The sequence below is a fragment of the Pseudonocardia sp. DxW genome (assembly GCF_058448985.1).
The window spans coordinates 57,534-83,611 of sequence record NZ_JBZFLK010000007.1; the positions used below are offsets into that span (position 1 = coordinate 57,534).

Sequence of the window (26,078 nt, forward strand, 5' to 3'; positions counted from 1 at the left end):
CGTGCGCGACCCGATCCGCAGGCAAGGAAGGCAGAAACGTTTCTACCCTGGGCTCACGCCGTCCGGTCCGGCGGGCGCTCAGACCTCCGCGCGGAGCCGGTCGGCGGTGGGCATCCCGCCGCGGGCGCCCACCTCGCGCACCGACAGCGACGCCGCGACGTTGGCCTCGGCGACGGCGTCGCGCAGCGGTGTGCCGGCCGCCAGCCGGGCGGCCAGCACGCCGTTGAAGGTGTCGCCGGCGCCGGTGGTGTCGCGGACCTCGGTGGGCCGGGGCGGGACGGCCAGCACCTCGCCGCCGGGCTCGGCCAGCAGGGCGCCCTGCGCACCCAGCGTCACGACGACGGCGGCGCCGGTCCGCGCCGCCAGCGCCGCGGCCCGCTCCCGCGGCCCCTCCCCCGGGACGCCCGCGGCGGCGGCCAGGTCCGCCAGCTCCCCCGCGTTCGGCGTCAGCACCGGGCCCGCGTCGAACAGCTCCACGACGACCGGGACCACCGGGGCCGGGTTCAGCACGCACGGCACCCCGGCGGCGGTCGCCGCGCGCACCGCGGCGGCCACCGCGGGCCCCGGGATCTCGGTGCTGACCAGCACGCAGCCCGCCGCGGGCAGCGCGGCCCGCAGCGCGCCGGCCACCGCGCCCGGCTCCAGCGCGGCGTTGGCGCCGGCGCCCACCGCGATCTGGTTCTCCCCGGCGTCGTCGACGACGATCAGCGCCGCGCCGGTGGACACCCCGGCGGCCACCGTCACCGCGGAGACGTCGACCTGCTCGGTCCCCAGCTCGTCGAGCGCCTCGGTGCCCAGCGCGTCGTCGCCGACCGCGCCGACGTAGCGGACCCGGGCCCCCGCGCGGGCGGCGGCGACGGCGGCGTTCGCCCCCTTGCCGCCGCCGTGCCGCTGCACCGCGGGCCCGACGACGGTCTCGCCGGGCCCGGGCAGCCGTGTCGTGGCGACGACCATGTCGACGTTGACCGCGCCGACCACGACGACGTCCGAACCACTCATCCCGGCCTCACCTCGGCGGTCGCACGCTCTCACGGATCTGGATGGTGACCGGGAGCTGCTCGTCGACGGTCTCGCTCGCGCCGTCGAGCAGCCGGAACAGGGCGGTCGCCGCCCGGTAGCCCATCTCGTGCGCCGGCTGGCGCACGCTGGTCAGCTTCGGGCTGAGCAGCCGGGACACCGGCAGATCGTCGAAGCCGGCCACGCTGATGTCGTGCGGCAAGGACAGGCCGTGCCCGGTCAGCCGCTCCATCGCCCCGATCGCCATCAGGTCGTTCGCGCACAGCAGCGCCGTCGGCCGCTCGGCCTCGGGCAGTGCGAGCAGCGCGTCGACCGCGGCGGCGCCCGAGTCCTCCCGGTAGTCACCGGGATGCACCGGGACCGAGTCCGGATCGAGGCCGGCCCCGGCGAACGCCTCCCGGTACCCGGCGAGGCGCTGCTGCGCCGTCCAGAGCGCGGGCGGGCCGCCGACGACGGCGAGCCGCCGGTGCCCCTGCTCCAGCACGTAGGTCGCGACCTCGCGGGCGCCGCGCCGGGAGTCGCAGGTCACCGCGGGCAGGTCCCGGCCGGGGATCTGCTCGTCGACCAGCACGACCGGGCCGGAGCGGGCCAGGTCGTAGATCGCCGCGGGCATCGATCCGGTGCCGGACAGGTAGATGACGCCGTCGACGCGCTGGCTGCGCAGCAGCTTCGCCTGCTTCTCCTCGGCGGCCTCGGTGCCGTCCGGCACGATCAGCACGACCAGCACGTCCAGCGACGACGCCGCCCGCTGCACGCCCTCGGTGACCAGCGCGAAGAACTGGTTGGTCAGGTCGGGGACGACCATCGCCACGGTGGACGCCGAGCGGCGCTTGAGGCTGCGGGCCGACTGGTTGGGCGAGTAGTCGAGCAGCCGGATCGCGTCCAGCACCCGGTTGCGGCGCTCCTGCGCGACCGGCCCGCTGTCGTTGAGCACGTAGCTCACGGTGCTGACCGAGACGTTCGCGTGTTCGGCGACGTCCTTCATCGTGGGGCGACGGCGCGGCACGACCTGGACCTCCTATGTACGTGCACCGGCCGCCCAGCCGAGCACCGACGCCCACAGATCCTGGTAGTGCGCCCACCCCACGAACTCGGGGGGTGCCCAGTGCGGCGCCAGGTCCGAGGTGAAGGCGACGGACCGGCCCGAACCGGCCGGGCCGACGACCAGGAGCGGATCCTCGCCGGCCCGGGCGACCGTCGTCGCGTCCGGTTTGGCGATCACGCGATTGTAGCCGAGCAGCGGTGGCCAGTCGGGCGGGGTTCCGCCCAGCACCGGATGCGCCGGGGCGTCGAACTCGGCCTTCACGCCCTCCGGTTCCTCGACCCGGTCGTCGTGGTCGAGCAGCCGGACCGGCAGCACGTCGGCCAGCGGCGTCATGCCGAACCGGGCCTTGCCGTCGATCCCGGTGAACGACAGGTAGCCGCCGATCATCACCAGCCCGCCGCCGGCCCGGGTCCAGTCCCGCAGCAGGGCCAGCCGGTTGGGGCTGCGCTCGGAGCGCAGGAACGTCTCGTCCGGCAGCAGGAAGGTGTTGGAGCCGATGTCGGAGAGCACCACGACGTCGTAGTCGGCCAGCTCCTGGGCGGTGCGCGGGAACCGCGCGGACACCTCGTGCCCGCGGACGTAGGTGACCTGGTGGCCGGTCCGGTCGAGCGCGGCCAGGAAGTCGCCCGCGCCCTCCTCGTACTCGGTGCTGTGGAACTGGTCGAAGCCCTTCATGTGGATCGTGTGCTTGATCCACGACTCGCCCACGAACAGCACCCGCGGTGCGGCGCTCACAGGAGCCGGTCCCCGACGTGCTCGGGCAGCACCCTGGCCTCCGGCATCGCGATCACGTTGATCTCCCGCATGTCCCAGCCGACCGTCCGGTCCGGGACCAGCTCGTGGTACGTGCGCCCGGCCACCTCGCCGAACTCGCGGTACCCGTCGGCGTAGGGGTGCCCGACGTGGAAGTACTTGTCGAACACCAGATCGGCCAGGGTGGCGACGAGCCCGGGATCGGTCACCGGCCGCAGGGTGCCGGTGAACCGCACGCCGCTGACGACGGCGAACTCCTCGCCCTGGTCGACCAGCGCGGACAGCGCGCGACCGGCGGCGGCGTTGGCGGCGTGCCGGGAGCCGGCGTCGATCGGGAGGTAGACCTTCTGCTCGTGCACGACCAGCCACAGCGGGGACTGGTAGATCGCGCCGTCCTCGTCGAGCGTCGCCACCCGGATCGTGCGGGCCCGGGCCAGGTAGGCCCAGCGCTTCGCACCGCGCAGCGGCTGCCAGGTACTGGCGGTCACGGCCATCTCAGCTGCCCTCCACGGTGCGCAGCGCGCGGAGCTCGCGGCTGTACTCGGGTGCGTCGGCCACGCCGACCTTCGGCGACGGGCCGGAGGTCCAGAAGAACTTGTAGGCGACGCCGGTGTGCTCCAGCCGGTAGGTGTAGCCGGCCGGCAGGTAGATGTGCTCGCCCTCGCCCGCCTCCAGCACGATCGAGCGGCCCGCGGCGTCCTGCACGACGACGTGGATCCGGCCCTGCAGGACGTAGTGCGTCTCGTCGAAGTCCTGCTGGTCCCACTCGTAGGGCAGGTGGTCGGGCTCGCCGTAGCAGTAGCCGTGCCGGAAGTAGCGCGCGTCGTCGCGCTCCCGGGACAGGAAGATGTTGGTGACGATGCCGGTGTTGAACCTCAGCACCGGCATCTTGTCGATCTCGTCGGGCACGATCACCCGGGGGAACCGGCGGGCGTCGGGCGCGCCGGGGTCGTAGTCCGGCATCTCGGACTCCTCTCGATCGCCGCTGTCGGGACCTCCCGGCGGCGGCACCGGGGGGTGCGCGGCACGGGGTTGAGACGTTTCTATATAGCCAGAGTGTTCGCCGGTCGTCAAGCGCCGGACGGCTGCCCGGTCGTTCTCGGCGGTGCCGCCCGAAGGATCCGGCAGGCACCCGGCTTTCCTGCACGTGACCAGGACTGACGACGATGTTTCCGGCTTCCCGGGGCGCCCGCGGCCGGGCACGGTTGACCGGCCGGGCCGCCGGCAGATCATCGCCGGAGCAGCGATATAAAGCATTCTAGCTGGGCTGTATTGTCCGGCGTCGTCCGGCGTCGTCCGGCGTCGTCCGGCGCTGTTCGTCAGTCGCCGTAGCCGAAGACGGTCTTCACCTCGAGGTACTCGCGCATGCCGAAGTCGCCGTACTCGCGGCCGTTCCCGGACTGCTTGTAGCCGCCGAACGCCCCGGCGAAGTCCAGGCCGGCCCCGTTCACGTGCACCATCCCGGTGCGCAACCGGCGCGCCACCGCCCTGGCCCGCTCCGGATCGGCCGACGAGACGAACCCGGCGAGCCCGTAGTCGGTGTCGTCGGCCAGCCGCACGGCCTCGTCCTCGTCGGCGTAGCCGGTGATCGTGACGACCGGGCCGAAGATTTCCTCGCGGGCGATCCGCATGTCGTTGCGCACGTCGCTGACCACGGTCGGCCGCACGTACCAGCCCACGTCCAGCCCGTCCGGGCGGCCCGGGCCGCCGGCGACGATCCGCGCCCCCTCCTCGACGGCGCTCGCGAGCAGCCGCTGCACCTTGTCGTAGCCGGCCTGCGAGACCAGCGGGCCGAGCGCGACGCCGTCGGACTGCGGCGGCCCGACGACGGTGGCGTCCGCCGCGGCGGCCGCGAGCCGCTCCACCTCGGCGACCTTGTCCCACGGCACCAGCCAGCGGGTGCCCGCGTTGCAGGACTGGCCGGAGTTGGCGAACACCGCGGCCAGGTCCCGCGGCACGGCGGTGACCAGGTCGGCGTCGTCGAGCAGGATGTTGGCGGACTTGCCGCCGAGCTCCTGGGCGACCCGCTTCACGGTGGGCGCTGCGGCGCGGGCGACCTCGATTCCGGCCCGGGTCGATCCGGTGAAGGAGACCATGTCGACGCCGGGATGCGCGCCGAGCGCGGCGCCGACGCCCGGGCCGTCCCCGTGCACCAGGTTGAACACGCCCGCCGGGACGCCGGCCTCGTCCAGGATCTCGGCGAGCAGCGCGGCGTTGCACGGGGCCAGCTCGGAGGGCTTGAGCACCATCGTGGCGCCGACCGCCAGCGCCGGTGCCACCTTCGCCGCGATGAGCAGCAGCGGCCAGTTCCACGGGGTGATCAGCCCGCACACGCCGATCGGCTCGTGGCGGATCAGGGTGGATCCGCGCCGCTGCTCGAACTCGAAGCCGCGCAACGCGTCCAGCGTCGAGGTGAACTGCCCGAGCCCGGCGCCGACCTGGGCGGTCGAGGCCAGCGCGACCGGGGCGCCCATCTCGGCGGTCAGGGTCGCGGCGAGCTCGTCGGAGCGCCGCTGGTAGACCGCGACGATCCGCTCCAGCAGCGCGATCCGCTCGGCCGTCGTCGTCCGGGAGAACGGCCCGAACGCCGCCCGCGCGGCGGCGACCGCACGGTCCACGTCCTGCGCGGTCCCCAGCGCGACCGTCGCGACCGGCCGCTCGGTCGACGGGTCCACGACGTCGGCGGTGGCGGAGCCGGTCGGTTCGACCCAGCTCCCGTCGATGTAGAAACGATCTGCCTTCTGCACGGAAGCTCCCGGTTGTGCAACGACCGGAGGACCGGACGAACCTGCTCACGGTCCCGCGGACGCAGGATCACAGCAGGTCGAACCGGTACTTCGGAGGGATGCGGCGCTCGACCCTGACCAGGGCAGGGCGGGTACACCTGAATTAGAATCGATTCTAACCCTAGGCAGGTCCGGCTCCGGTCGTCAAGCCGGGTGCGGGCACGGGACGGCCCCCGGACGACGTCGTCCGGGGGCCGTGGACCCGGGTGCCGGGCGGCGGGTGCCGATCGGTCACCCGCCGGGCCGGATCAGGAGTCCTTGCGGCGGAAGATCTTGTCCCCCAGCCACACGAGCGGGTCGTACTTGCGGTCGACCGCCCGTTCCTTCATCGGGATCAGCGCGTTGTCGGTGATCTTGATGTGCTCGGGGCAGACCTCGGTGCAGCACTTGGTGATGTTGCAGAAGCCCAGCCCGTGCTCCTCCTGCGCCTCGGCGGCCCGGTTGCCGTGCGCGTCGAGCGGGTGCATGTCCAGCTCGGCCACCCGCATCAGGTACCGCGGCCCGGCGAACGCCTCCTTGTTCTCCTCGTGGTCGCGGACCACGTGGCAGGTGTTCTGGCACAGGTAGCACTCGATGCACTTGCGGAACTCCTGGCTCCGCTCGACGTCGACCTGCTGCATCCGGTACTCCCCCGGTTCCAGCCCCTCCGGCGGGGTGAACGACGGGATCTCCCGGGCCTTGGTGTAGTTGAACGACACGTCGGTCACCAGGTCCCGGATCACCGGGAACGTCCGCAGCGGCGTCACCGTGACGATCTCGTCCTCGGCGAAGGTGTTCATCCGGGTCATGCACAGCAGCCGGGGCCGGCCGTTGATCTCGGCCGAGCAGGAGCCGCACTTGCCGGCCTTGCAGTTCCAGCGCACCGCGAGGTCGTTCGCCTCGGTGGCCTGCAGCCGGTGGATGATGTCGAGGACGACCTCGCCCTCGTTCACCTCGACCGGGTAGTCGACGAGCTCGCCCTTGGTGTCGTCACCGCGCCAGACCCGGAAGTGCTGGAGGTGGGTGCCCTTCTCGGTGCTGGTCATGCCTGGCCCTCCCCGGGACCGGAGCCGGTGCCCGCGCGGTGACCGCCCAGCTCCTCGCCGGTGTAGTACTTCTTCAGCTCGTCGAGCTCGAACAGGTCGAACAGGTCCGGCCGCATCGGGACCTGCTCCTGGCGGGTGAGCTCGATCCCGTCCTCACCCAGTGCGCTGCAGACCAGCAGCACGTGCCGCCAGTCGGAGTCCATCACCGGGTAGTCGTCGCGGGTGTGGCCGCCGCGCGACTCCTGGCGCTCCAGGGCCGCCTTCCCCACGCACAGCGAGACCAGCAGCATGTTCCGCAGGTCCAGCGCGAGGTGCCAGCCCGGGTTGAACCGGCGGTGGCCCTCCACCGAGACGGTGCGGGTCCGGGTGGCGATGTCCTCCAGCTTCTTGAGCGCGAGCTCCATCTCGTCGCCCTTGCGGATGATGCCGACCAGCTCGTGCATCGTCTTCTGCAGCTCCTGCTGCACGACGAACGGGTTCTCGCCGCCCTCGGTGGAGGTGGAGAACGGCAGCAGCGCCCGCTGGAGGGCCTCCGCCACGTCGGGCTCCTGCACCGCGGGCCGGCCGCGGTCGGTGTGCCGGGCGGCGTGCAGCCCGGCCCGGCGGCCGAAGACCAGCAGATCGGACAGCGAGTTGCCGCCGAGCCGGTTGGAACCGTGCATCCCGCCCGCGACCTCACCGGCCGCGAACAGGCCGGGCACCCGCGACATCGCGGTGTCCGGCTCGACCTCGACCCCGCCCATCACGTAGTGGCAGGTCGGGCCGACCTCCATCGGCTCCTTCGTGATGTCGACGTCGGCCAGCTCCTTGAACTGGTGGTGCATCGACGGGAGCCGCTTGAGGATCTCCTCCGGCTTGAGCCGGGTGGAGACGTCGAGGTAGACGCCGCCGTGCGGGGTCCCCCGGCCGGCCTTGACCTCGGAGTTGATCGCGCGGGCCACCTCGTCCCGGGGCAGCAGTTCCGGCGGGCGCCGGTTGTTGTCCGGATCGGTGTACCAGCGGTCGCCCTCCTCCTCCGAGGTCGCGTACTGCTCCTTGAACACGTCCGGGATGTAGTCGAACATGAACCGCACGCCGTCGGAGTTGCGCAGCACGCCGCCGTCGCCGCGGACCGACTCGGTGACCAGGATTCCCTTCACCGACGGTGGCCAGACCATCCCGGTCGGGTGGAACTGAAGGAACTCCATGTTGATCAGGGTCGCGCCGGCCCGCAGGGCCAGCGCGTGACCGTCACCGGTGTACTCCCAGGAGTTCGAGGTGACCGAGTAGCTCTTCCCGACGCCGCCGGTGGCGAGCACGATCGCCGGGGCGTCGAACCGGACGAACCGGCCGTCGTTGCGGAAGTAGCCGAAGCAGCCCGAGATGGCGGGCGGCCCGTCGCCGTCGGCGGTGGTGAACAGCTCGGTGATGGTGCACTCGTGGAACACCCGGATCCGGGACTCGTGGTCGCCGGTCTCGGCGAAGTCCTCCTGCTGCAGCGAGACGACCTTCTGCTGCAGGGTGCGGATCATCTCCAGCCCGGTGCGGTCGCCGACGTGCGCCAGCCGCGGGTAGGTGTGCCCGCCGAAGTTCCGCTGGCTGATCTTGCCGTCCTTCGTGCGGTCGAACAGCGCGCCGTAGGTCTCCAGCTCCCAGACCCGGTCCGGGGCCTCGGTGGCGTGCAGCTCGGCCATCCGCCAGTTGTTGAGGAACTTCCCGCCGCGCATCGTGTCGCGGAAGTGCACCGACCAGTTGTCGTTCGGGTTGGCGTTGCCCATCGACGCCGCGCAGCCGCCCTCGGCCATCACCGTGTGCGCCTTGCCGAACAGCGACTTGGAGATGATCGCGGTGCGCTTGCCCTGCAGCCGGGCCTCGATCGCGGCGCGCAGCCCCGCGCCGCCGGCGCCGATGACGACGACGTCGTAGTCGTGCCGTTCGATCTGCTCGTCGGTCATGTCCGAGCTCACCCCACGATCCGCAGGTCGGTGATCCAGCCGGCGGAGACGGCCATCACGTAGAAGTCGGTCAGCGCCAGGCTCGCCAGGGTCGCCCAGGCGTAGGCCATGTGCCGGGTGTTCAGCTTCGACACCCAACCCCAGAGCCGGTAGCGGACCGGGTGCCTGGAGAAGTGGTTCAACCGCCCGCCGACCACGCTGCGGCAGGAGTGGCAGGACAGCGTGTAGCCGAACAGCAGCACGACGTTGGCGACCAGGATGATGTTGCCCAGCCCGAGCCCGAACCCGCCGCCGGGCTTGCTGAAGGCGGCGACCGCGTCGTAGGCGTTGATCAGGGTGATCAGGCCGGCGATGTAGAAGAAGTAGCGGTGCGCGTTCTGCAGCAGCAGCGGGAACCGGGTCTCGCCGGTGTAGCGGCGGTGCGGCTCGGCGACCGCGCAGGCCGGCGGGGACAGCCAGAACGCCCGGTAGTAGGCCTTGCGGTAGTAGTAGCAGGTCAGCCGGAACAGCAGCAGGAACGGCAGCGAGACCGCCGCGTAGGGCAGCCACCAGACGTCCGGGGTGAACTGGCCGAAGTGCGACGCCTCCGGGATGCAGCCCACCGAGACACACGGCGAGTAGAACGGCGTCAGGTAGCCGTACTCCTCGACGTAGTAGTACTGCTGCATGAACGCCCGGACGGTCGCGTAGGCGACCCACGCCACGAAGGCGACGAACGTCGCGAGCGGTGGCAGCCACCAGCGGTCGGTGCGCAGCGTGCGCGCGGCGATCGTGGCCCGGCCTGCACCGGGGCTGCCGCTGGTGTCAGTGGTGGATGACACGCGCGGGGACTCCTGTCGTCTCGCGGCACCGCGGCCCGATCGGGTCCCGGACACGGCGCCGTGTCCTCTGTCGTCGTCACGCAATGGCGCGACCTGCAAGAGGGTACGACCCAGCTCACATGTGATCTACGTCGACCTCGGGATCAACCCCCGTATCGAGACGCGCCTCACAGTGCCGGGGCGCTCATCGAGTGTGACCGAGTCCGCCCCGCGTTATGTCCTCGTGAATGTTCTGATGGCGACGGGCCGCGGTGGGCGCGGGCCGGGAGGAGCGCAGGGCAAGCCGATGCACGCCACACTGGAGTCGATCCACGAGCGGGTCCTGGACCGCAACCCCGGGGAGTCGGAGTTCCACCAGGCCGTCCGGGAGGTGCTCGAGAGCATCGGTCCGGCGGTGGACAAGCACCCGGAGTACGCGCAGGCGCGGATCGTCGAACGGATCTGCGAGCCCGAGCGGCAGATCATCTTCCGGGTGCCGTGGGAGGACGACGGCGGCGACATCCACATCAACCGCGGCTTCCGGGTCGAGTTCAACAGCGCACTCGGGCCGTTCAAGGGTGGGCTGCGCTTCCACCCGACGGTGCTGCTGGGGACGGTCAAGTTCCTCGGCTTCGAGCAGGTGTTCAAGAACGCGCTGACCGGGCTGCCGATCGGCGGCGCCAAGGGCGGTTCGGACTTCGACCCGCGCGGCCGGTCCGATCGCGAGGTCATGCGCTTCTGCCAGAGCTTCATGACCGAGCTCTACCGGCACCTGGGCGAGCACACCGATGTCCCGGCCGGGGACATGGGCGTCGGCGCCCGCGAGCTCGGCTACCTGTTCGGGCAGTACAAGCGGATCACCAACCGCTACGAGTCCGGCGTGCTCACCGGCAAGGCGCTCGCCTACGGCGGCGCGCAGGTCCGCCGGGAGGCCACCGGCTACGGCTGCACCTACTTCGCGCAGCGGGCGCTGGAGATCCGCGGGGACTCGCTGGAGGGCAAGGACGTCGTCGTCTCCGGCTCCGGGAACGTCGCCGTGTACGCCGTGGAGAAGGTGCACCAGCTCGGTGGCCGGGTGGTGGCGGTGTCCGACTCCGCCGGCGTCGTGCACGACCCGAAGGGGATCGACCTGGAGCTGCTCAAGGACGTCAAGCAGGTCCGCCGGGAGCGGATCAGCGCCTACGCCGACGAGGTCGGGCACGCCGAGTTCTCCGCCGACCGGTCGATCTGGGAGATCCCCTGCCAGGTCGCGCTGCCCTCGGCCACCCAGAACGAGCTGGACGCCGACGGGGCACGGGCGCTGGCCGGGAACGGCTGCCTGCTCGTCGGCGAGGGTGCGAACATGCCGACGACGCCGGACGGCGTGCGCGTCCTGCGGGACGCCGGGGTGATCTTCGCCCCGGGCAAGGCCGCGAACGCCGGCGGCGTCGCCGCGTCCGCGCTGGAGATGCAGCAGAACGCCTCGCGTGACTCCTGGACCTTCGAGTACTCGGAGAACCGGCTGCGCGACATCATGAACGACCTGCACGACCGGTGCCACACCACTGCCGAGGAGTACGGCCGTCCCGGCGACTACGTGGCCGGGGCGAACATCGCCGGCTACGCCCGGGTCGCCGAGGCGATGCTGGCGCTCGGCCTGGTCTGAGCGCGCGGCCCCGCCCGGCGGTCCCCCGCCCGGCGAGCCGCCGTCCGGGCGCGGAACAGCTTGCGCACCCGGACGGACGGTGTCACTTCTTGCGGCCACCCACCGTCGCGGCGAGGTAGTCGCGGTTGAGCTGCGAGATCACGTCGAGCGGGATCTCCTTCGGGCAGGCCACGGCGCAGGCACCGGTGTTGGTGCAGCCGCCGAAACCGGCGTCCTCGTGCATCTCGACCATGTTGACGACGCGGTCGTAGCGCTCCGGCTGGCCCTGCGGCAGCTCCCCCAGGTGGGTCAGCTTGGCGCCCAGGAACAGCGACGCCGACCCGTTCGGGCAGGCCGCCACGCAGGCACCGCAGCCGATGCAGTTCGCCGCGGCGAACGAGCGGTCGGCGTGCGCCTTCGGCACCGCGTTCGCGTTCGCCTCCGGCGCCGACCCGGTGTTCACCGAGACGTAGCCGCCGGCCTGGATGATCTTGTCGAAGGCGCCCCGGTCGACGACCAGGTCCTTGATCACCGGGAACGAACCGGACCGGAACGGCTCGACGACGATCGTGTCGCCGTCGGAGTAGTGCCGCATGTGCAGCTGGCAGGTGGTGGTCGCGCGCTGCGGGCCGTGCGGCTGGCCGTCGATCACCATGCTGCAGGCGCCGCAGATGCCCTCACGGCAGTCGTGGTCGAACGCGACGGGCTCGTCGCCGGCCAGGATCAGCCGCTCGTTGAGCACGTCGAGCATCTCGAGGAACGACATGTCCTCGTCCGCGTCGACCTCGTAGGTGGACAGCCGGCCCTTGTCGACCGCGTCGCGCTGCCGCCAGACCTTCAGAGTCAGTTTCACGTCTGCTCGCCTTACTTGTAGCTGCGCTGGGTCGGGTGCACGTACTCGAAGACGAGCTCCTCCTTGTGCAGGACCGGCGCCTGCCCGCGGCCGGTGTACTCCCAGGCCGAGGTGAAGGAGAAGTTCTCGTCGTCGCGCTGCGCCTCGCCGTCCTCGGTCTGGCTCTCACCACGGAAGTGGCCGCCGCAGGACTCGCGGCGCACCAGCGCGTCCAGGCACATGAGCTCGCCGAGCTCGAGGAAGTCGGCCACCCGGCCGGCCTTCTCCAGGCTCTGGTTGAGCTCCGCGCCGGTGCCGGGCACCTTGACGTTGTTCCAGAACTCGCGGCGCAGCTCGGGGATCCGGTCCAGCGCTTTGCGCAGGCCGTCCTCGGTCCGCTCCATGCCGCAGTAGTCCCACATGATCTGGCCGAGCTCGCGGTGGAACGAGTCGACCGTCCGGGTGCCGTTGATCGACAGGAACTTGTCGATCCGGTCGGTCACCGACTTCACGGCCTCGACGACCTCGGGCGCGTCGTCGGGCACCGGCTCCAGGTTGTGCTTGGCGATGTAGTCGCCGATCGTCACCGGGAGGACGAAGTAGCCGTCGGCGAGGCCCTGCATCAGCGCCGAGGCGCCGAGCCGGTTCGCGCCGTGGTCGGAGAAGTTCGCCTCGCCGCCGACGTAGAGCCCCGGGACGGTGGACTGCAGGTCGTAGTCGACCCACAGGCCGCCCATCGTGTAGTGCACGGCGGGGTAGATGCGCATCGGGACCTCGTACGGGTTCTCCCCGGTGATCCGCTCGTACATCTCGAAGAGGTTGCCGTACTTGGCCTCGACCGCCTTGCGGCCGAGCCGGCTGATGGCGTCGGCGAAGTCGAGGTAGACGCCGAGCCCGCCCGGTCCGACGCCGCGCTTCTCGTCGCAGACCTCCTTGGCGGCCCGGGACGCGATGTCGCGGGGCACCAGGTTGCCGAACGCCGGGTACTTGCGCTCCAGGAAGTAGTCGCGCTCGTCGTCCGGGATCTCGTTCGGGCCGCGGTCGTCGCCGAGCCGCTTCGGCACCCAGACCCGGCCGTCGTTGCGCAGCGACTCCGACATCAGGGTCAGCTTCGACTGGTGGTCACCCGAGACCGGGATGCAGGTGGGGTGGATCTGGGTGAAGCAGGGGTTCGCGAACAGCGCGCCCTTGCGGTGCGCCCGCCAGGACGCGGTCACGTTGCAGCCCTTGGCGTTCGTCGACAGGTAGAAGACGTTGCCGTAGCCGCCGGAGGCGAGCACCACCGCGTCGGCGGTGTGCACCTGGATCTCGCCGGAGATCATGTCCCGGGCGACGATGCCGCGCGCCCGGCCCTCGACGACGATCAGCTCCAGCATCTCGTGCCGGGCGAACATCTCGACGGTGCCGGCCTGGACCTGGCGCTCCAGCGCCTGGTACGCCCCGATCAGGAGCTGCTGGCCGGTCTGCCCGCGGGCGTAGAAGGTGCGGGAGACCTGCACACCGCCGAACGAGCGGGTGTCGAGCAGGCCGCCGTAGTCGCGGGCGAACGGGACGCCCTGCGCGACGCACTGGTCGATGATCTGCCGGCTGATCTCGGCGAGCCGATGCACGTTCGACTCGCGGGCGCGGAAGTCGCCGCCCTTGACGGTGTCGTAGAACAGCCTGTACACGCTGTCGCCGTCGTTGCGGTAGTTCTTCGCCGCGTTGATACCGCCCTGCGCGGCGATCGAGTGGGCACGACGCGGGCTGTCCTGGTAGCAGAACGTCTTGACCTGGTAGCCGGCCTCTCCGAGGGTGGCCGACGCGGCGCCGCCGGCCAGGCCGGACCCGACGACGATGATCTTCTTGGACCGCTTGTTCGCCGGGTTGACCAGCTTCACGCCGAACCGGCGGCGCTCCCAGCGGGTCTCGATCGGGCCGGACGGGACGGCCTTGTCGACGACCTGGTCGCCGACCGTGTAGTCGGCGTAGCTCACGTGGTGGGTGGGGGCGTCAGTCTTGTCAGGCATGGATTCAGACCACTCCGAACGTGACGGCGAGGGGCACCGAGATGAACCCCAGGGTGAGCACGGCGGCGAACACCGTGGCCACCGTCTTGATGGTGCGCTCCCGGGTGTTCGAGGACCATCCGAGCGTCTGCATCCCGGAGAAGATGCCGTGCCGGACGTGCAGTCCGAGCGCGACCACCGCGAGGGCGTAGAACAGCGTGACGTACCAGCGGTCCGGAGCGAACCCGGCGCTGATGTTGTTGTACGCCTCCAGGTGCACGCCGTTCGGGTTGGCGACACCGACCGTGAGGTCCAGGATGTGGTAGACGACGAACAGCACGATGATCACGCCGCCCCAGCGCATGGTGCGGGCCGCGTAGCTGCCCTTCACCTGGTGCGAGCCACCGGCGTACTTGATCGGCCGGGCCCGCCGCGCGCGCAGCGTGAGCACGGTCGCCGCCCAGATGTGCGCGATCACCGAGACCAGCAGCACCACCCGGACGATCCACAGCATCCCGCCGTAGGGCAGGGCCGGCTCGAGCAGGGTGCGCAGCCAGGCCGCGTACTCGTCGATCGACTCGGGACCGAAGAAGATCTTCAGGTTACCGATCATGTGCAGGACGACGTAGAGCAGCAGGAAGACGCCGCTCACCGCCATCACGAATTTCAGGAACGCGCTGGGCGTTCGGGGACGCCGGGGCTCGGCTGCGCCGCCCGCCCGGGACTTGTCGGACATCGTGACCACAGCGTCCAGTGGACCTAGCAACACCCGTGGCCGTCCAATGCATCGAGCGGCCAACTGTCATAGCCGTAGGCTATGCACGTGACACTTCAGCAGCTCATGTACTTCGTCGCCCTGGCGGACGTGCGCAGCTTCACTCGTGCGGCCGACCAGGTCGGGGTGGCACAGCCCACTCTCAGCAGGTCGCTGCGGGCGCTGGAGCAGGAGCTGGGGGCTCCGTTGATCAACCGTGGCTCGGTCGTCACGATCACTCCGGCCGGTGAGGTGGTGCTGCCGCTGGCCCGGCGGATGCTGGCCGACTCGGACATGGTGCGCGCCACGGTGGCCGAGATGGTGGGGCTGCGCAGCGGGCGGGTCCGGGTGGGTGCGACGCCGTCGCTGTGCATCGGGGTGCTGTCGGACGTGCTGCGGGTGTTCCACGCCCGGCACCCGGAGATCCACGTCGAGCTGGCCGAGGACGGCTCGCAGCCGCTGGAGACCTCGCTGGTCCGCAACGAGCTGGACATCGCGCTGGTGATCGTCCCGCCGGACGGGGTCGATCCGGCCCTGCACAGCGCCCCGTTGCTACGCGAACGGCTGTCGGTGGCCTCCCCGCGCGCCCGGCGCCCGCTGACCGCGCGCCGGACGATCTCGGTCCCCGAGCTCGCCAAGCACGACCTGGTGATGGTGCGGAAGGGCTACGACCTGCGGGAGGTGACCCTGCGCGCGTACGCGGTGGCCGGGGTGACGCCGAGGATCGCGGTGGAGGGCGGCCAGATGGACGCGGTGCTCCGGATGGTCGAGGCCGGCACCGGGGTCGCGGTGGTACCGGATCTGGTGTTCATCGGGCGGCCGCGGCTGCGCCGGACCGTGCTGACCCCGGCCCTGCACCGGACCGTGGCGCTGGCCCGGCGTGTGGACATCGCACCGACGCCGGCCGTGACGGCGTTCGCGGACATTCTGCTGGAGCACATGTCGGACACCTCGGCCTCACTGCGGTCGGGGGCGAACGACGTCCAGGTGCTGCACCGGCACCGGACCGGCCGGGAGCTGCTGGGGTGAGGTGGGCCGCGCGGCGCGGCTCGGTGCAACGCGCTGCGGCGCCGGACCGGCCGTGCCGTCAGTCGTCGGGCGGGGCCTCACCGAGCTCGTCGGCGTCCGCGCCGGCGGCGGCGATCTCCTCCTTCACGACGCCGTAGGCGACCCCCGGGCCGTAGCCCTTGCGGGCGAGCATCCCGACGAGCTTGCGCGCGGCGGACTGGCGCTGCTCGCGGGAGCCGACGGGCATGCTGCGCAGCCGGCGCACGACCAGCTCGCGGGCGCGGTCACGCTCGGAGTCGTCGTCGATCTCGGTGAGGGCCTCGTCCGCGGTGTCCCGGTCGATCCCCTTGCGGTGCAGCTCGAGTGCGATCGCGCGCTTGCCGAGTCCGCGATGCCGGTGCCGGGAGCGGACCCACTGGTCGGCGAACGCCTTGTCGTCGACCAGCCCGACCTCGTCGAAGCGCTCCAGCACCTGCCGCGCGACCTCGTCGGGGATCTCCTTGCGGCGCAGTGCATCGCCGAGCTCCTTGACCGAGCGGGCCCGGTCGGTGAGCAGGCGCAGGCAGATCTCCTTCGCCCGGGCCTCCTCGTCGACCGGGGTCCGGGCCCGCTGCGTTCCCCCGGACGACGACCCGCCAGCCGGCCCGCCCGCGCGGCGGCGCCGGGCACCGGAGCGCTCGGCCGGCCGGGAACGATCGAGCTGATCAGCCTGACCGGGCTGACCGGGCTGACCGGGCTGCTCGGACTGATCGGACCGATCGCCACCGCCGGACCGGCGCCGTGCCCCGCGGGGGGCGGCGCGGCGGCCGGGTCCGTCGTCGAACGTGGCGATCCGGGGAGCCTGCGCGCCGGGCGCACCGGCCTCCGCGCTCAGCTCCTCGAACGACACGACCCGCCCGGGCCCGCCGGGTTGCTCCGGACCTCCCGGGGCGCGGTCTGCTGGCTCCCCCGGCCCGGCTGCGGCGGGATCGGGAGCGGCATCGGTGGCCGGGTCCAGGGTCGGGTCGACGAGCCGGACGGCGCGCCAACCGGCGTCGCCCCACGGATCGCCGGCCGAGGGACCGCCGGACGGACCACCACCAGCCGGATCACCGGACGGACCACCGCTCGACGGATCCCCGGGCGGATCGCCGGCCGACAGACGGTCCGCAGCCGCACGCTCCGCCGCCGGGCTCGCACCGAACAGCTCGTCGAGCGAGACGGTGCGGGCCCAGCCGGTCGCCGTGCCGCCGGAGCCGGCCGGGCCGCCGGTCTCCGTGCCATCGGAGCCGGGCGGTCCGTCGCCGGCGGACCCGTTGTGCTCGCCGGGCACGCTCAGAAGTCGACCGGGGCCGGGAGGGGCTCAACCGGCGCGGCCTGCTCGGCGTCGAGAACGGCGCCGATCCCGAGCTTCTCCTTGATCCGCTTCTCGACCTCGGCGGCGACGTCCGGGTTCTCCTTGAGGAACTTCCGGGCGTTCTCCTTGCCCTGCCCCATCTGGTCGCCCTCGTAGGTGTACCAGGCACCGGACTTTCGGATGATCCCCTGCTCGACGCCCACGTCGATCAGCGAACCCTCCTTGCTGATCCCGATGCCGTAGAGCACGTCGAACTCGGCCTGCTTGAAGGGCGGGGCCACCTTGTTCTTGACGACCTTGACCCGGGTCCGGCTGCCGACCATGTCGGTGCCGTCCTTCAGGGTCTCGATCCGGCGGATGTCCATCCGGACCGACGCGTAGAACTTCAGCGCCTTGCCGCCGGTCGTGGTCTCGGGGGACCCGAACATCACGCCGATCTTCTCGCGCAGCTGGTTGATGAAGATCATCGTGGTGCCCGAGCTGTTCAGCGCACCGGTGATCTTCCTCAGCGCCTGGCTCATCAGCCGGGCCTGCAGGCCGACGTGGCTGTCGCCCATCTCGCCCTCGATCTCGGCGCGCGGCACGAGCGCGGCCACCGAGTCGATGACGATGAGGTCCAGCGCGCCGGAGCGGATCAGCATGTCCGCGATCTCCAGCGCCTGCTCGCCGGTGTCCGGCTGGGAGACGAGCAACTCGTCGGTGTTCACCCCGAGCGCCTTGGCGTACTCCGGGTCGAGCGCGTGCTCGGCGTCGATGAACGCCGCCACGCCGCCCGCCGCCTGCGCGTTCGCCACGGCGTGCAACGCGACCGTGGTCTTACCGCTGGACTCCGGGCCGTAGATCTCGATCACGCGGCCGCGCGGGATCCCGCCGACCCCGAGCGCCACGTCGAGCGCGATGGAGCCGGTGGAGATGGCACTGACCGGCGCGCGCGTCTGGTCGCCCAGGCGCATCACCGATCCCTTGCCGTGGTTCTTCTCGATCTGGGCGAGGGCGAGTTCGAGCGCCTTCTCGCGGTCCGGAGCGGACATCTCTTGACTCCTCGCTGATGTGCGATCGGGGCCTGCTGCTGTCTTTCGGGGAGGCACATCGCAACGGTATGGGGTACCCCTGACAGTTTCGGCGGCCGGATCGGCAGCTGTGGACAACTCGCCGGGAACCGCTGCGGTCTCCCACCCGGAACGGTAGCCGAACACGCGTTCGAGCCGACACGGCGACACGCCGACCGGATGCCCCCGGGAGCCGAACGGTCACCCGGCGTCGCGGCCCACCCGGACCGGGCTCAGCGTCGCGCGGCGGGCACGTCGTAGGCGTCGCACACCGCGCGCCACACCCGGCGCAGGTCGATCCCCGACTCGATCGCCTGCTCGACGGTCTGCCCGTCGAGCTCGGCGAACACGTGGTCCCGGGACAGCGACGACGCCCGCACCGCCCCGAACTCGCCTTCCATCAACTCCCGGAAGTGGCTCATCCGCACACCGTCGAGAGTAGGCCCCGGGGCGCGGGCGCGCGGCTCCCGCCCGTCATCGCCCGGCCGTCGGTACGATGGGAGTTATGTCCGAACTGCTTGCCGCCGCGCCCGTCGACGTCGCCGACGAGGTCCTCGCGACGACCGGCATCGGCTCGCCGCTGGCCTGGCAGATCGTCTCGCTGCTGGCCCTGCTCTCCGCGCTGTTCGTGCTGCTGCGCTGGTGGAACCAGCAGCGCAAGCGCTGACCGGCCACCGGACCGCGACACCGGGCCGTGACGCCAGGCCCCGAAACAGGGCCGCGACGCAGGGCCGTGACGCCGGGCCGCTGAGAACCGCACCGCTCAGCCCGCGGCCGGGCGCGGCACCGCGCGCAGCACCACCAGCAGGAACGGCACGGTCAGCAGCGCGGCGAGGATCCCGAGCACCGAGTAGGACGCCACCGTGACCACGGCCCCGGCCACCAGGCCGGCCGCCGCACCGGCCAGGTTCATCGCCACGTCGACCGAGCCCTGCACCCGGGGCCGGTCGGTGACCGGCACCGCGGACGTCAGCAACGCCGACCCGCCGACCAGCGCCGCCGACCAGCCCAAACCGAGCAGCACCAGCCCGGCGGTCAGCACCCCGGTCGCGGTGGGCGCGGCGGACGCGCAGAGCGCCGCCGCGGCGACCAGCGTCACCGTCGCACCGGCCAGGACCGCCGCGGCGCCGAACCGGTCGGCGAGCCACCCGAACACCGGGCTCAGCGCGTACATCCCGGCGATGTGCATGCTGATCACGAAGCCGACCACGCTCAGCGCGGCACCGCCGTGGTCCATGTGCACCGGCGTCATCGACATCAGCCCGACCATCACGGCGTGCCCCACCACGATCCCGGCGGCCCCGGCCAGCGCGGGACGGGAGCCGCGCAGCACGGTCCGGACCGGCGTCGCGGGCCGGTCCCGCCCGTCCTCCGGGACCGGGTCACCGGCCAGCTCGCGGGCCCGGGTGAGCGGATCGGGCCGCAGTCCCGCCCAGCTCACCAGCAGTGCGCAGCCGAACGCCGCGGCGCACAGCAGGTACGGCCCGGCCGCCGGTTCCAGTCCCAGCCCGGCGGCGACGTCCTGCAGCGGGCCGAGCAGGTTCGGCCCGGCGACCGCGCCGACCGTCGTCGCCCAGACGACCAGCGCCAACGCCCGGCCGGCCCGGTCCGGCGCCGCCAGGTCGGTCGCGGCGTAGCGGGCCGCCAGCCCGACGGCCGTCCCGGAACCCATCAGGACCAGCGACACCAGCAACACCGGGGCCGCGCCGGCGGCCGTCCCGATCACCGCACCGATCGCCCCCACGAGCGCGATCAGGTATCCCCCGGTCAGCGCCGGGCGACGACCACGCCGCCGGGCGATCCGGGCGACCACCGCCGCGGCGCCGGCGGCGCCCAGCACGATCGCGGTCGAGGCCAGCCCGCCGACCGTCGGCGAGCCGGTCAGCCGGGCGGCGACCAGCGGGCTGACCGCGATCGACGTCGCCACCGCCGTCCCGCCGAGCACCTGACCGGTGGCGAGCACCACCAGCAGCCGGCGCTGGGCGGGGTCCTGCAGGTGCGGCGTGGCGGTCACGCCGGGATGCTGCCCCGCGCGGTCGTCCGGCGCCAGCCCTATAGGCTCCGCGCCCGACCGGCACGAGTGGGAAGGACGACACCGATGGCACGGACGAAGGACAGGACCGGCATCGAGGACGCGTACCGGCTGGTGTCCGACGTCCTGGAGGGAGCGGTCCGCGAGACCCTCGCCGAGCCGGGGCCGGAGCCCGCGCGGTTCGCCGTCCGGCAGCTGACCTCGGTCGACGACGAGCTGCCCGACGAGGCGACGCCGCCGGGCTGGTCGCTTGCCTTCCTGGTGCTCGCCGACTGGTACGACGCCGCACGCACCGCCCTCGCCGACGACGACGGGCGCGCCGACCATGCGCTGGGCTGGGTCTCCGAGCACCTCGGCCGCCGGTTCGCCGCGCGCGCCCGGTACACCGTCGCCCCGCTGGTCGATCCGGCGAGCGCCCGGGAGACCTCGCTCTACGTCGAGGCGCTCGGCGAGGACTTCCTGCCGACCATGGTCTGGACGGTCGCCGGGCTGGTCGCGGAGTACCCGGGCCGGGCGGCCGGCGACGACCGAATCTGGCCGCGCGCCCTCGCCGACGACGCCCGCACCGCGAGCTGACCCCGCGGCCCAAGACGGGCTCGGCGGGAAACTGTCGGTGCCCGCCCGCATGATGGTCGGGTGAGCGCACTCGACGGCTTCTCCCCCGCCACCCGCCAATGGTTCGAGGGGGCGTTCGCCGCGCCCACCGCCGCCCAGGAGGGCGCCTGGGCGGCCGCCCAGCACGGCCGCAACGCGCTGGTCGTCGCGCCCACCGGTTCCGGGAAGACGCTCGCCGCGTTCCTGTGGGCGCTCGACCGGCTGGCCACCGGGCCGGCGCCGGAGGAGCCCCGGCACCGCTGCCGGGTGCTGTACGTGTCACCGCTCAAGGCGCTCGCGGTGGACGTGCAGCGCAACCTCCGGTCCCCGCTCACCGGGATCCGGCAGGCCGCGCAACGGCTCGGCCATCCGGTGCCCGACGTCACCGTCGGGATGCGCACCGGTGACACCCCGGCCGACGAGCGGCGGCAGTTCGCCCGCACCCCGCCGGACGTGCTGGTCACCACGCCCGAGTCGCTGTTCCTGCTGCTCACCTCGGCCGCCCGGGAGTCGTTGCGCGGGATCACGACGGTGATCCTGGACGAGGTGCACGCGGTGGCCGGCACCAAGCGCGGTGCACACCTGGCGCTGTCCCTGGAGCGGCTGGAGGAGATCACCACGGGCTCCCCGCAGCGGATCGGGCTGTCCGCGACGGTCCGGCCGGTCGACGAGGTGTCGACGTTCCTGTCCGGCACCCGGCCGGTGCAGATGGTGCAGCCGGCCACTCCGAAGACGATCACGGTCGAGGTCCAGGTCCCGGTTCCCGATCTCGCCGCGCTGGACGAGCGGCCGGCACCGGGCAGCACCGACGAAGAGGTCGTCGGCTCCGCGGCGGGCACCGCGCAGCGGCCCTCGATCTGGCCCGCGGTCGAGGAGCGGCTGCTCGGCCTGGTCCGCGCGCACCGCTCGACGATCGTGTTCAGCAATTCCCGCCGGCTGGCCGAGCGGCTGACCTCCCGGCTCAACGAGCTGGCCGCCGAACAGGCCGAACAGGCAGCACAGGCAGGGCAGGACGAACGGGCCGGGCCGGGCGGCCGGGCGGGGGCCGACACGGCGGGCGGGGACCGGCCGGTCTTCCCGGCCGAGGCGGTCGGCCAGTCCGGGGTCGGCGGCGGCGCCGCGCCGACCGTCGCCAAGGCGCACCACGGCTCCATGTCCCGGGACCAGCGCACCTTGGTCGAGGAGGAGCTGAAGTCCGGTCTGCTGCCCTGCGTGGTCGCGACCTCCAGCCTGGAGCTCGGGATCGACATGGGTGCCGTGGACCTGGTCGTGCAGGTCGAGGCGCCGCCGTCGGTGGCGTCCGGGCTGCAGCGGGTCGGCCGGGCCGGCCACCAGGTCGGCGCGGTCTCCGAGGGCGTGGTGTTCCCGAAGTTCCGGGGCGACCTGGTGTCCTGCGCGGTGGTCGCCGAGCGGATGACCACCGGGTCGATCGAGTCGACGCGCTACCCGCGCAACCCGCTCGACGTGCTGGCCCAGCAGATCGTGGCGATGGTGGCGATGGAGCCGTGGTCGCTGTCCGACCTGGCGGCCACGGTCCGCCGGGCCGCCCCGTTCGTGGCGCTGCCGGACTCGGCGCTGCACTCGGTGCTGGACATGCTCGCCGGGCGGTACCCGTCCGAGGAGTTCGGCGAGCTCCGCGCCCGGATCACCTGGGACCGGGTCACCGACGAGCTGCGCGGCCGGCCCGGCGCCCAGCGGCTCGCGGTGACCTCCGGCGGCACCATCCCGGACCGCGGCCTGTTCACCGTGATGACCCCGGGCGCCGCCGACGGGGCCGGCTCCCGGGTCGGCGAACTCGACGAGGAGATGGTCTACGAGTCCCGGGTCGGTGACACGTTCCTGCTGGGCACGTCGTCGTGGCGGGTGGAGGACATCACGCACGACCGGGTGATCGTCACCCCGGCGCCCGGGGTGCCCGCCCGGATGCCGTTCTGGAAGGGCGAGTCGATCGGCAGGCCGCTGGAGCTGGGCCGGGCGGTCGGCGCGTTCGTGCGGGAGATGTCCGGGCTCGCCGAGGGGGCCGCCCGGGAGCGGGCCGCCACCGCCGGCCTGGACGAGTGGGCGCAGGACAACCTGCTCTCCTACCTGCGCGAGCAGCGCGAGGCCACCCGGCACGTGCCGAGCGACCGGACGATCCTGGTCGAGCGGTTCCGCGACGAGCTGGGCGACTGGCGGCTCGTCGTGCACTCCCCGTTCGGCGCCCAGGTCAACGGGCCGTGGGCGCTGGCGATCGCGGCCCGGATGCGCGAGCGGCGGGGGGTGGAGGTGAGCGCGTCCGGGGCCGACGACGGCATCGTGCTCCGGCTGCCGGACGCCGTCGACGACTCCGGTTCCGAGGTCGTCCCGGGCGCCGAGGACGTGCTGCTCGATCCCGGCGAGATCGAGCAGATCGTGGTGGCCGAGCTGGGCGGCTCGGCGCTGTACGCGTCCCGGTTCCGGGAGTGCGCGGCGCGGGCACTGCTGCTCCCCCGGCGGGACCCGCGGCGGCGCAGCCCGCTGTGGCAGCAGCGGCAGCGCTCGGCGCAGCTGCTGTCGGTGGCCGGGAAGTTCGAGCAGTTCCCGATCACCCTCGAGGCGATGCGGGAGTGCGTGCAGGACGTCTACGACCTGCCCGGCCTGCGCGAACTGATGGGCGACATCGGCTCCCGGAAGGTGAAGGTCGCCGAGATCGAGACGGCGCACCCCTCGCCGTTCGCGCGCAGCCTGCTCTTCGGCTACGTCGGGATGTTCCTCTACGAGGCCGACGCCCCGCTGGCCGAGCGGCGGGCCGCGGCGCTGTCGCTGGACTCGACGCTGCTCTCCGAGCTGCTCGGCTCGGAGGCGATCCGCGAGCTGCTCGATCCGGAGGTGCTGGCCGAGGTCGAGGCCGCGCTGCAGCGCACCGCGCCGGACCGGCACGCCCGCGACGTCGAGGGCGCCGCCGATCTGCTCCGCTTCGTCGGGGACCTGTCCGCCGCCGACGGGCGGGCCCGCGGCGTCGATCCGGCGTGGTTCGACGAGCTGGCGGGCGCGCGGCGCGCGCTGCGGGTGCGGATCGCCGGCGAGGAGCGGTTCGTCGCGATCGAGGACGCCGGCCGGATCCGGGACGCGCTCGGCGCGGCGCTGCCGGTCGGGGTGCCGGAGGCGTTCACCGAGCCGGTCGCCGACCCGCTGGGCGATCTCGTGCTGCGCTACGCCCGCACGCACGGCCCCTTCACCGCCGGCGAGTGCGCGGCGCGGTTCGGGCTCGGGGTCGCCGTGGTCGCCGGGGTGCTGGAGCGGCTGACCGGGACCGGGCGGCTGGTGAAGGGCGAGCTGCGGCCACAGGCGTCGGTCCCGGCCGGGGTGCGCAGCGAGACCGAGTTCTGCGACGCCGAGGTGCTGCGCCGGCTGCGGCGGGCGTCCCTGGCGAAGCTCCGGCACGAGGTGGAGCCGGTCGAGCAGCGGGCGCTGGGCCGGTTCCTGCCCGCCTGGCAGGGCGTGCAGGTCCGGTCCGGGTCCGAGCGCCGCGGCCGGGTCCGCCGGGCACCCGGCGCCGAGGACGTGCTCGGCGTCGTCGAGCAGCTGGCCGGCACGCCGCTCCCGGCGAGCGCGGTGGAGTCGCTGATCCTGCCCGCCCGGCTGCCCGGCTACACCCCGGCGCTGCTCGACGAGCTGACCGCGGCCGGCGAGGTCACCTGGGCCGGCTGCGGGGCGCTGGCCGGGCAGGACGGCTGGCTGGCGCTGGCCCCGTCCGACGTCGCGGACCTGCTGCTCCCGGCCCCGGACCTGGACACCGCGGGTACGCCGCTGCACACCGCGGTGCTCGCCGCGCTCGGCCTGTCCGATCCGGCGGCGCTGACCGACCCGGACCGCGCCGCCGAGCAGGCCGGCGGGGCGCTGTTCTTCCGCGAGCTCGCCACCCGGGCCGGCCTGGCGCTCACCGAGCAGGGCGAACCCACCCCGTCCGACGACGACGTGGTCGCCGCCGTGTGGGACCTGGTCTGGGCCGGAGCGCTGACCAACGACACGCTCGGCCCGCTGCGCGCCCGGTTGTCCGGCGGCGGGGACCGGCGCGGCTCGGCCGGGCGGTCCGGCGCGGCACACCGTCCGGCCCGTCGCGCGCCGCGCGGCCGGTACGCGCAGCTGCGGGCCGGGCGGCCGTCGATGCCGAGCCGGGCCGGGCCGCCGTCGGTCGGTGGCCGCTGGTCGGTCGCGGTCGCCCGAGAGGCGGACCCGACCCGGCGGGCGCACGCGGCGGCGGAGGCGTTCCTGGAACGGCACGGTGTGCTGACCCGGGGCGCGCTCGGCACCGAGCGGGTCACCGGCGGGTTCGCCGGGGTGTACAAGGTGCTGCGGGCGATGGAGGAGTCCGGGCGCTGCCGGCGCGGCTACATCGTCGAGGGGCTGGGGGCCGCGCAGTTCGCGGTGCCGGGGGCGATCGACCGGGTGCGGGCGCTCGCCGCGTCCGGCGGCGGCCCCGGCCCGGCCCCCGGCCCGGACCCCGATCCCGGCGACGACGTCCCGGCGGACCTGCTGCGCGGCAGCGCGTTCTCCGGCGCCGGCCGGTACGACGAGTTCGACGGCGCCGCCGCCGGCCGCCCCGCCCCGGTGCAGGACGCCTGGCGCTCGCTGTCCCGGGTGGTGCTCGCCGCGGCCGACCCGGCCCAGCCCTACGGCGCCGCGCTGCCGTGGCCGGACACCACCGGCGACTCCCGGCACCGTCCGGGCCGCAAGGCCGGCGCGCTGGTCGCCCTGGTCGACGGGGTCCCCGCGCTGTACGTGGAGCGCGGCGGCCGCTCGCTGCTGTCGTTCACCGGCGATCGCGACGAGCTGCGCGCCGCCGCCGAGGTGCTGGCCGGAGCGGTGCACGAGGGCTGGCTCGGGTCGCTCGCCGTGGAGCGCGCCGACGGACAGGACTCGCTGGCCTCCGAGCTGTCCGAGGTGCTCACCGAGGCCGGGTTCCGGGTGACGCCGAAGGGGCTGCGGCTGCGGGCCTGACACCCGCCGCCGTCCCGGGCTGCCGGACCGGCCCGCCCCTGCGACGATCACCCGATGACCCGTCGCTCCCCCGACCGCACCGCGTACGCGCTCGCCGGGCTGCTCGGCACCGCCGCCGTCCTGCACGTCGTGCGTCCCGAGCCGTTCGACTCCATCGTCCCGGAGCGGCTGCCCGGCACCCCGCGGTTCTGGACCTACGCCTCCGGCGCCGCCGAGGGCGCGGTGGCGGCGGCCGTTGCGCATCCGCGGACCCGGCGGATCGGCGGGTACGCCGCGGCCGGGCTGTTCGCCGCGGTGTTCCCGGCGAACGTCTCAATGGCGCTGCGCTGGCGCCGCAAGCCGCCGGCGTACCGGGTGGTCGCCTGGGCCCGGCTCCCGCTGCAGATCCCGCTGGTGTGGTGGGCGCTGCGGATCGCCCGGCCCGACCGGGGTCGCTGAGCCCTCGACCAAAGTCGGGCCGAGCACGACGTTCGCCCGGCGGCCGCCGACCGATGCCCGCCGCGCCGGCGTCGTGCCCCGGGGTGGACTGCTCCCGCCGGAGG

At 73.2% G+C, this 26,078-nt stretch carries 22 protein-coding genes; 6 read left to right on the forward strand and 16 right to left on the reverse strand.

Features of this window, described 5'->3' with window-relative positions:
- Positions 1 to 78: 78 nt before the first annotated feature.
- The 9 genes from ACVJO7_RS12665 to sdhC all read right to left on the reverse strand — a co-directional run bounded on the left by ACVJO7_RS12665 (position 79) and on the right by sdhC (position 9,381).
- Complete coding sequence (locus ACVJO7_RS12665; RefSeq protein ID WP_491673035.1) at positions 79 to 999, reverse strand: PfkB family carbohydrate kinase; 921 nt, start codon at positions 997 to 999, stop codon at positions 79 to 81.
- A gap of 7 nt (positions 1,000 to 1,006) precedes the next feature.
- Positions 1,007 to 2,023: a LacI family DNA-binding transcriptional regulator gene (locus ACVJO7_RS12670; RefSeq protein ID WP_491673036.1), complete on the reverse strand. Its 1,017-nt coding sequence runs from the start codon at positions 2,021 to 2,023 to the stop codon at positions 1,007 to 1,009.
- A 12-nt stretch (positions 2,024 to 2,035) separates the two neighbouring features.
- Entirely contained in the window at positions 2,036 to 2,797 is a 762-nt protein-coding gene (locus tag ACVJO7_RS12675; protein WP_344028147.1) for a glutamine amidotransferase, read from the reverse strand.
- Positions 2,794 to 3,303: a pyridoxamine 5'-phosphate oxidase family protein gene (locus ACVJO7_RS12680; protein WP_491673037.1), complete on the reverse strand. Its 510-nt coding sequence runs from the start codon at positions 3,301 to 3,303 to the stop codon at positions 2,794 to 2,796. The genes ACVJO7_RS12675 and ACVJO7_RS12680 overlap by 4 nt, the downstream gene beginning before the upstream one ends.
- Positions 3,304 to 3,310: 7 nt before the next feature.
- A complete protein-coding gene (locus ACVJO7_RS12685) occupies positions 3,311 to 3,778 on the reverse strand; it encodes a cupin domain-containing protein (protein ID WP_344028152.1) in 468 nt (155 codons plus the stop codon).
- 356 nt (positions 3,779 to 4,134) lie between these two features.
- Positions 4,135 to 5,562, reverse strand: coding sequence for an aldehyde dehydrogenase family protein (locus ACVJO7_RS12690; RefSeq protein WP_491673038.1), 1,428 nt, complete (start codon positions 5,560 to 5,562; stop codon positions 4,135 to 4,137).
- A gap of 287 nt (positions 5,563 to 5,849) precedes the next feature.
- Complete coding sequence (locus ACVJO7_RS12695) at positions 5,850 to 6,626, reverse strand: succinate dehydrogenase/fumarate reductase iron-sulfur subunit (protein ID WP_344028157.1); 777 nt, start codon at positions 6,624 to 6,626, stop codon at positions 5,850 to 5,852.
- Positions 6,623 to 8,560 carry a fumarate reductase/succinate dehydrogenase flavoprotein subunit gene (locus ACVJO7_RS12700; protein ID WP_491673039.1) on the reverse strand — a complete coding sequence of 646 codons (1,938 nt, stop codon included), beginning with the start codon at positions 8,558 to 8,560 and terminating at the stop codon, positions 6,623 to 6,625. The genes ACVJO7_RS12695 and ACVJO7_RS12700 overlap by 4 nt, the downstream gene beginning before the upstream one ends.
- 8 nt (positions 8,561 to 8,568) lie before the next feature.
- A complete protein-coding gene (sdhC, locus tag ACVJO7_RS12705; protein WP_344028163.1) occupies positions 8,569 to 9,381 on the reverse strand; it encodes a succinate dehydrogenase subunit SdhC in 813 nt (270 codons plus the stop codon).
- Between the two features lie 286 nt (positions 9,382 to 9,667).
- Here sdhC and gdhA point away from each other — a divergent pair, with 286 nt between their 5' ends.
- Positions 9,668 to 11,005 carry an NADP-specific glutamate dehydrogenase gene (gdhA, locus tag ACVJO7_RS12710; protein ID WP_491673040.1) on the forward strand — a complete coding sequence of 446 codons (1,338 nt, stop codon included), beginning with the start codon at positions 9,668 to 9,670 and terminating at the stop codon, positions 11,003 to 11,005.
- 82 nt (positions 11,006 to 11,087) lie between these two features.
- Here the strand turns inward: gdhA and ACVJO7_RS12715 are convergent, their stop codons facing one another.
- Genes ACVJO7_RS12715 through ACVJO7_RS12725 form a run of 3 tightly spaced genes read right to left on the reverse strand, consistent with a single transcriptional unit; the run spans position 11,088 to position 14,540 of the window.
- Positions 11,088 to 11,837: a succinate dehydrogenase/fumarate reductase iron-sulfur subunit gene (locus tag ACVJO7_RS12715; RefSeq protein WP_344028166.1), complete on the reverse strand. Its 750-nt coding sequence runs from the start codon at positions 11,835 to 11,837 to the stop codon at positions 11,088 to 11,090.
- A gap of 11 nt (positions 11,838 to 11,848) precedes the next feature.
- The gene (locus ACVJO7_RS12720) at positions 11,849 to 13,825 is read right to left on the reverse strand and encodes a fumarate reductase/succinate dehydrogenase flavoprotein subunit (protein WP_491673041.1); all 1,977 of its coding nucleotides are present in this window, start codon (positions 13,823 to 13,825) and stop codon (positions 11,849 to 11,851) included.
- 4 nt (positions 13,826 to 13,829) lie between these two features.
- A complete protein-coding gene (locus ACVJO7_RS12725) occupies positions 13,830 to 14,540 on the reverse strand; it encodes a succinate dehydrogenase cytochrome b subunit (RefSeq protein ID WP_491673042.1) in 711 nt (236 codons plus the stop codon).
- Positions 14,541 to 14,627: 87 nt separating this feature from the next.
- Between ACVJO7_RS12725 and ACVJO7_RS12730 the strand changes: the two genes are divergently transcribed.
- The gene (locus ACVJO7_RS12730) at positions 14,628 to 15,587 is read left to right on the forward strand and encodes a LysR family transcriptional regulator (RefSeq protein ID WP_491673043.1); all 960 of its coding nucleotides are present in this window, start codon (positions 14,628 to 14,630) and stop codon (positions 15,585 to 15,587) included.
- A gap of 58 nt (positions 15,588 to 15,645) precedes the next feature.
- Here the strand turns inward: ACVJO7_RS12730 and ACVJO7_RS12735 are convergent, their stop codons facing one another.
- The 3 genes from ACVJO7_RS12735 to ACVJO7_RS12745 form a co-directional block, all read right to left on the reverse strand.
- The gene (locus tag ACVJO7_RS12735) at positions 15,646 to 16,878 is read right to left on the reverse strand and encodes a regulatory protein RecX (RefSeq protein WP_491673044.1); all 1,233 of its coding nucleotides are present in this window, start codon (positions 16,876 to 16,878) and stop codon (positions 15,646 to 15,648) included.
- Between the two features lie 2 nt (positions 16,879 to 16,880).
- Positions 16,881 to 17,933, reverse strand: a complete 1,053-nt coding sequence (recA, locus tag ACVJO7_RS12740; protein ID WP_344028181.1) for a recombinase RecA — start codon at positions 17,931 to 17,933, stop codon at positions 16,881 to 16,883.
- Between the two features lie 251 nt (positions 17,934 to 18,184).
- The gene (locus tag ACVJO7_RS12745) at positions 18,185 to 18,379 is read right to left on the reverse strand and encodes a DUF3046 domain-containing protein (protein WP_344028184.1); all 195 of its coding nucleotides are present in this window, start codon (positions 18,377 to 18,379) and stop codon (positions 18,185 to 18,187) included.
- Positions 18,380 to 18,456: 77 nt separating this feature from the next.
- On the opposite strand from ACVJO7_RS12745, the gene ACVJO7_RS12750 reads away from it, so the two are divergent.
- Entirely contained in the window at positions 18,457 to 18,618 is a 162-nt protein-coding gene (locus ACVJO7_RS12750; RefSeq protein WP_344028187.1) for a hypothetical protein, read from the forward strand.
- A gap of 96 nt (positions 18,619 to 18,714) precedes the next feature.
- On the opposite strand, the gene ACVJO7_RS12755 is transcribed toward ACVJO7_RS12750, so the two are convergent.
- Positions 18,715 to 20,007 carry an MFS transporter gene (locus tag ACVJO7_RS12755; protein ID WP_491673199.1) on the reverse strand — a complete coding sequence of 431 codons (1,293 nt, stop codon included), beginning with the start codon at positions 20,005 to 20,007 and terminating at the stop codon, positions 18,715 to 18,717.
- A 42-nt stretch (positions 20,008 to 20,049) separates the two neighbouring features.
- Between ACVJO7_RS12755 and ACVJO7_RS12760 the strand changes: the two genes are divergently transcribed.
- The 3 genes from ACVJO7_RS12760 to ACVJO7_RS12770 are packed head-to-tail and all read left to right on the forward strand — an operon-like array spanning position 20,050 to position 25,974.
- The gene (locus tag ACVJO7_RS12760) at positions 20,050 to 20,559 is read left to right on the forward strand and encodes a hypothetical protein (RefSeq protein WP_491673211.1); all 510 of its coding nucleotides are present in this window, start codon (positions 20,050 to 20,052) and stop codon (positions 20,557 to 20,559) included.
- 60 nt (positions 20,560 to 20,619) lie between these two features.
- On the forward strand, positions 20,620 to 25,536 hold the full coding sequence (locus ACVJO7_RS12765) for an ATP-dependent helicase (protein WP_491673045.1): 4,917 nt from the start codon (positions 20,620 to 20,622) through the stop codon (positions 25,534 to 25,536).
- 54 nt (positions 25,537 to 25,590) lie between these two features.
- A complete protein-coding gene (locus ACVJO7_RS12770; RefSeq protein ID WP_344028198.1) occupies positions 25,591 to 25,974 on the forward strand; it encodes a DoxX family protein in 384 nt (127 codons plus the stop codon).
- Positions 25,975 to 26,078 lie beyond the last annotated feature (104 nt).